At 51.2% G+C, this 5,367-nt stretch carries 2 tRNA genes and 3 rRNA genes; all 5 read right to left on the bottom strand.

Annotated elements, in window-relative coordinates:
• Window positions 1-7: 7 nt before the first annotated feature.
• The 5 genes from rrf to WMO24_RS05940 all read right to left on the bottom strand — a co-directional run bounded on the left by rrf (window position 8) and on the right by WMO24_RS05940 (window position 5,037).
• Window positions 8-124 (bottom strand): 5S ribosomal RNA (gene rrf / locus WMO24_RS05920).
• A gap of 118 nt (window positions 125-242) precedes the next feature.
• Window positions 243-3,067: ribosomal RNA gene (locus WMO24_RS05925) — 23S ribosomal RNA — on the bottom strand.
• Between the two features lie 156 nt (window positions 3,068-3,223).
• Window positions 3,224-3,300, bottom strand: a tRNA-Ile gene (locus WMO24_RS05930).
• Window positions 3,301-3,305: 5 nt separating this feature from the next.
• Window positions 3,306-3,381: transfer RNA gene (locus WMO24_RS05935), tRNA-Ala, on the bottom strand.
• A 128-nt stretch (window positions 3,382-3,509) separates the two neighbouring features.
• Window positions 3,510-5,037 (bottom strand): 16S ribosomal RNA (locus tag WMO24_RS05940).
• The 16S, 23S and 5S rRNA genes sit together here with 2 tRNA genes alongside, the layout of an rRNA operon.
• Window positions 5,038-5,367 lie beyond the last annotated feature (330 nt).

A 5,367-nucleotide genomic window follows, 5' to 3' on the forward strand; every position in this document is an offset into this window, starting at 1 on the left:
AGAAAAGAGCCGGCACCTACCTATTTTTCCAGGTCGTCTCCAACCAAGTATCTTCGGCACAACCAAGCTTAACTACTGTGTTCGGAATGGGAACAGGTGGGACCTTGGCGTCATCGGCACCGGCTATGAATACTAAAAGCAACGCTATTAGCCTAGCCTTGTATTCTCTTTTCTCTCTTGAGGAACTCACCCTCAAAACTGAACAACAACTGCTTTTGGCAAATGCAGAACCAATCTAAGATGTGGTCAAGCCCTCGACCTATTAGTACATGCTAGCTGAACGTGTCACCACGCTTACACTTCATGCCTATCAACCTTGTAGTCTTCAAGGGGTCTTACCTGATTGACTCAGTGGGATATCTTATCTTTGGGCCGGCTTCACGCTTAGATGCTTTCAGCGTTTATCCGATCCGCACATAGCTGCCCAGCTGTGCCACTGGCGTGACAACTGGTGCACCAGAGGTGCGTCCATCCCGGTCCTCTCGTACTAGGGACAGATCCCATCAAATATCCTGCGCCCACGACAGATAGGGACCGAACTGTCTCACGACGTTCTGAACCCAGCTCGCGTACCGCTTTAATTGGCGAACAGCCAAACCCTTGGGACCGAATTCAGCCCCAGGATGCGATGAGCCGACATCGAGGTGCCAAACCTCCCCGTCGATGTGGACTCTTGGGGGAGATCAGCCTGTTATCCCCAGGGTAACTTTTATCCGTTGAGCGATGGCATTTCCACTCACATACCACCGGATCACTAACTCCAACTTTCGTTACTGCTCGACCCGTCAGTCTCGCAGTTAGGCTGGCTTTTGCGTTTGCACTCTTTGGCTTGGTTTCCGTCCAAGCTGAGCCAACCTTTGAACGCCTCCGCTACATTTTAGGAGGCGACCGCCCCAGTCAAACTGCCCACCTAACAATGTCCCCCAACCCGATTCAGGGCTGCAGGTTAGAATTCCAATATCACAAGTGTGGTATCCCAAGGTCGACTCCACAAAAGCTGACGCTCTTGCTTCCCAGTCTCCCACATATCCTGTACATGTAATACCGAAACCCAATATTAGGCTACAGTAAAGCTCCATGGGGTCTTTCCGTCTTGTCGCGGGTAACCGGCATCTTCACCGGTACTACAATTTCGCCGGGCGGGCTGTTGAGACAGTGCCCAAATCATTACACCATTCGTGCGGGTCAGAACTTACCTGACAAGGAATTTCGCTACCTTAGGACCGTTATAGTTACGGCCGCCGTTTACTGGGGCTTCGGTTCGATGCTTGCACATGTCCCCTTAACCTTCCAGCACCGGGCAGGTGTCAGCCCGTATACGTCATCTTTCGATTTAGCACAGACCTGTGTTTTTGCTAAACAGTTGCTTGGGCCTATTCTCTGCGGCTCACTTTCATGAGCACCCCTTCTCCCGAAGTTACGGGGTCAACTTGCCGAGTTCCTTAACAACCCTTCTCCCGTTGGCCTTAGAATCTTCTTCCTACCTACCTGTGTCGGTTTGCGGTACGGGCACCTTAGATATACACAGGGCTTTTCTCGCCTCTCTCCATGCACGACTTCGCTCATTCGCTCGCTTTCGACCGGGAACCAACACCCGGCTCATACACTTCAAAAGTGTCCCCCTGCTTAAATCTTTCGGTGGCTACGGAATCTCTACCGTATGTGCATCGGCTACGCCTTTCGGCCTCACCTTAGCTCCCGGCTAACTTGGAGCGGACGAACCTTCCTCCAAAAACCTGAGGCTTTCGGCCATGATGATTCTCACATCATTCGCGCTACTCATTCCGGCATTCTCACTTGTGTACAATCCACGACCGCTTGCGCTACCGCTTCTCCTCGTACACAACGCTCCCCTACCCAGCATTGCTGCTGCCTAAGCTTCGGTGCAGATTTTAGCCCCGTTGAATTTTCGGCGCAGAGCCACTCGACCAGTGAGCTATTACGCACTCTTTAAATGAGTGGCTGCTTCTAAGCCAACATCCTGGCTGTTTGTGCAGCTCCACATCCTTTTCCACTTAAACCTGCTTTGGGACCTTAGCTGTAGGTCTGGGCTGTTTCCCTTTTGACTATGAGACTTATCTCACACAGTCTGACTCCCATGCATCAATTTTCCGGCATTCTTAGTTTGATAGGCTTCGGTACCCTCTCGGGCCCTAGGCCATTCAGTGCTTTACCTCCGGAAATCTAACATGAGGCTAGTCCTAAAACTATTTCGGGGAGAACCAGCTATCTCCGAGTTCGATTGGAATTTCTCCGCTACCCACAGTTCATCCGCCGCCTTTTCAACGGAGGTCGGTTCGGCCCTCCATGGAGCTTTACCTCCACTTCAGCCTGACCATGGGTAGGTCACTCGGTTTCGGGCCCAATGCATGCAACTCAACGCCCTATTCAGACTCGCTCTCGCTGCGGCTCCAGTGCTTAACACCTTAACCTCGCTACATACATTCGCTCGCCGGACCGTTCTACAAAAAGTACCCGATCACACTTTGACGTGCTCTCGGTGCTTGTAGGCACAGGGTTTCAGGTTCTATTTCACTCCCCTCCCGGGGTGCTTTTCACCTTTCCTTCACAGTACTATACGCTATCGGTCACTGGGTAGTATTTAGGCTTGGAGGGTGGTCCCCCCGACTTCCGACCAGGTTTCACGTGTCTGGCCGTACTCTGGATCCTGCGCAGCTCTCTCCGTTTTCCCTTACATGGCTCTCACATTCTCTGGCGTGCTTTCCCACACACTTCAGGTAACAGATTAAGTCCTAAAAGCAGTCCATAACCCCGGCAGTATTTCTACCACCGGTTTGGCCTCTTCCGCGTTCGCTCGCCACTACTTACGGAATCTCGGTTGATTTCTCTTCCTCGCCCTACTTAGATGTTTCAGTTCAGGCGGTTCCCCACATACACCTATGGATTCAGTGTATGTTACATGGACATGACTCCATGTGGGTTTCCCCATTCAGAAATCTGCGGATCAAAGATTGTTTGCATCTCCCCGCAGCTTTTCGCAGCTTACCACGTCTTTCTTCGGCTCCCAGTGCCAAGGCATTCGCCCTGCGCCCTTTCTAGCTTGACCGTTTTCTCAGTCTTGATTCTTCCATTTGCCAACTAGAGTTTTCTCGAAATTGTAGATTTCTCTATCAATCTTTTGTCTTCTCTAATCTTCGCAGTTCTTGTTCAGTTTTCAAGGTGCATTCCGCTGTTTGAACTTCCTTCTCCTTCTCAGAAGAAGTGGTGGGCTCAAGTGGACTCGAACCACCGACCTCGCGCTTATCAGGCGCGCGCTCTAACCACCTGAGCTATGAGCCCATTTTTGGTGGAGATAAGGAGGCTCGAACTCCTGACCCCCTGCTTGCAAAGCAGGTGCTCTCCCAGCTGAGCTATACCCCCACGCTTTCGCGTTCGGTTACGCTCTTTATCTTGAGTTCCCTTAAGGGCCCTCAAAATTAAACAATATCTTTCCGCTTAACTTTCCCTGTTCCAGAATGTTCTTCCGAACATCCTGCCTGACTCCTTAGAAAGGAGGTGATCCAGCCGCACCTTCCGATACGGCTACCTTGTTACGACTTCACCCCAATCACCAGTTTTACCTTCGGCGGCGTCCTCCTTGCGGTTAGACTACCGACTTCGGGTCCCCCCGGCTCTCATGGTGTGACGGGCGGTGTGTACAAGGCCCGGGAACGTATTCACCGCGGCATGCTGATCCGCGATTACTAGCAATTCCGGCTTCACGCAGGCGGGTTGCAGCCTGCGATCCGAACTGAGACTATTTTTGTGAGGTTTGCTCCACCTCGCGGTATCGCTTCTCTTTGTTAATAGCCATTGTAGTACGTGTGTAGCCCAGGTCATAAAGGGCATGATGATTTGACGTCATCCCCACCTTCCTCCGTTTTGTCAACGGCAGTCTCGCTAGAGTCCTCTTGCGTAGTAACTAACGATAAGGGTTGCGCTCGTTGCGGGACTTAACCCAACATCTCACGACACGAGCTGACGACAACCATGCACCACCTGTCTCGATGTCCCGAAGGACTTCACTAATCTCTTAGCTATGCATCGGATGTCAAGACCTGGTAAGGTTCTTCGCGTTGCTTCGAATTAAACCACATACTCCACTGCTTGTGCGGGCCCCCGTCAATTCCTTTGAGTTTCAACCTTGCGGTCGTACTCCCCAGGTGGATTACTTATTGTGTTAACTGCGGCACGGATGGGGTCAATCCACCCACACCTAGTAATCATCGTTTACAGCATGGACTACCAGGGTATCTAATCCTGTTTGCTACCCATGCTTTCGAGCCTCAGCGTCAGTTAGTGCCCAGTAGGCCGCCTTCGCCACTGGTGTTCCTCCCGATATCTACGCATTCCACCGCTACACCGGGAATTCCGCCTACCTCTACACCACTCAAGATCTGCAGTTTTGAAAGCAGTTCATGGGTTGAGCCCATGAGTTTCACTTCCAACTTGCAAATCCGCCTGCGCTCCCTTTACACCCAGTAATTCCGGACAACGCTTGCCACCTACGTTTTACCGCGGCTGCTGGCACGTAGTTAGCCGTGGCTTCCTCGTCAGGTACCGTCATTATCGTCCCTGACAACAGAGGTTTACAATCCGAAGACCTTCTTCCCTCACGCGGCGTCGCTGCATCAGAGTTTCCTCCATTGTGCAATATTCCCCACTGCTGCCTCCCGTAGGAGTCTGGGCCGTGTCTCAGTCCCAATGTGGCCGATCAACCTCTCAGTCCGGCTACCGATCGTCGCCATGGTGGGCCGTTACCTCACCATCCAGCTAATCGGACGCGAGGCCATCTTTCAGCGGATTGCTCCTTTGACCTCAATACGATGCCGTATCGTGGTCTTATGCGGTATTAGCAGTCGTTTCCAACTGTTGTCCCCCCCTGAAAGGCAGGTTCCTCACGTGTTACTCACCCGTTCGCCACTAAGCTAAGCCAATGTCACTCCGAAGAGATCTATCGAAATAGCTCCGTTCGACTTGCATGTGTTAGGCGCGCCGCCAGCGTTCGTCCTGAGCCAGGATCAAACTCTTCATTAAATGGTATTTAAACCAGCTTAATGCTGAATCTAAATCTTAGCATCCAGTCCGCAATCGCTTGCGTCCTAAATTACTTAAAGGAAATGTTTTTTGTGAACGTTTTTCACGTTCTAGGGTTCCGTTAAGCTTCTTGATATTGTTTAATTTTCAAGGTCCTTAGCGTCCTCTCGGACAGCTCATTTATTATATCTCATTCAGTTCCGTTTGTCAAGAACTTTTTTCGATATTTTTTTGAGCCGTCTCTTCGGAGCAGCTTTCCTATTTTAGCACTCTCTTGCCCTTTTGTCAAGAACTTTTTTCGTGCTCTTTTCGGTCGGCTTTTCGCTCTTT

The sequence above is a fragment of the Ruthenibacterium intestinale genome (assembly GCF_040096265.1).
GTDB classification, from domain to species: Bacteria; Bacillota; Clostridia; order Oscillospirales; family Ruminococcaceae; genus Ruthenibacterium; species Ruthenibacterium komagatae.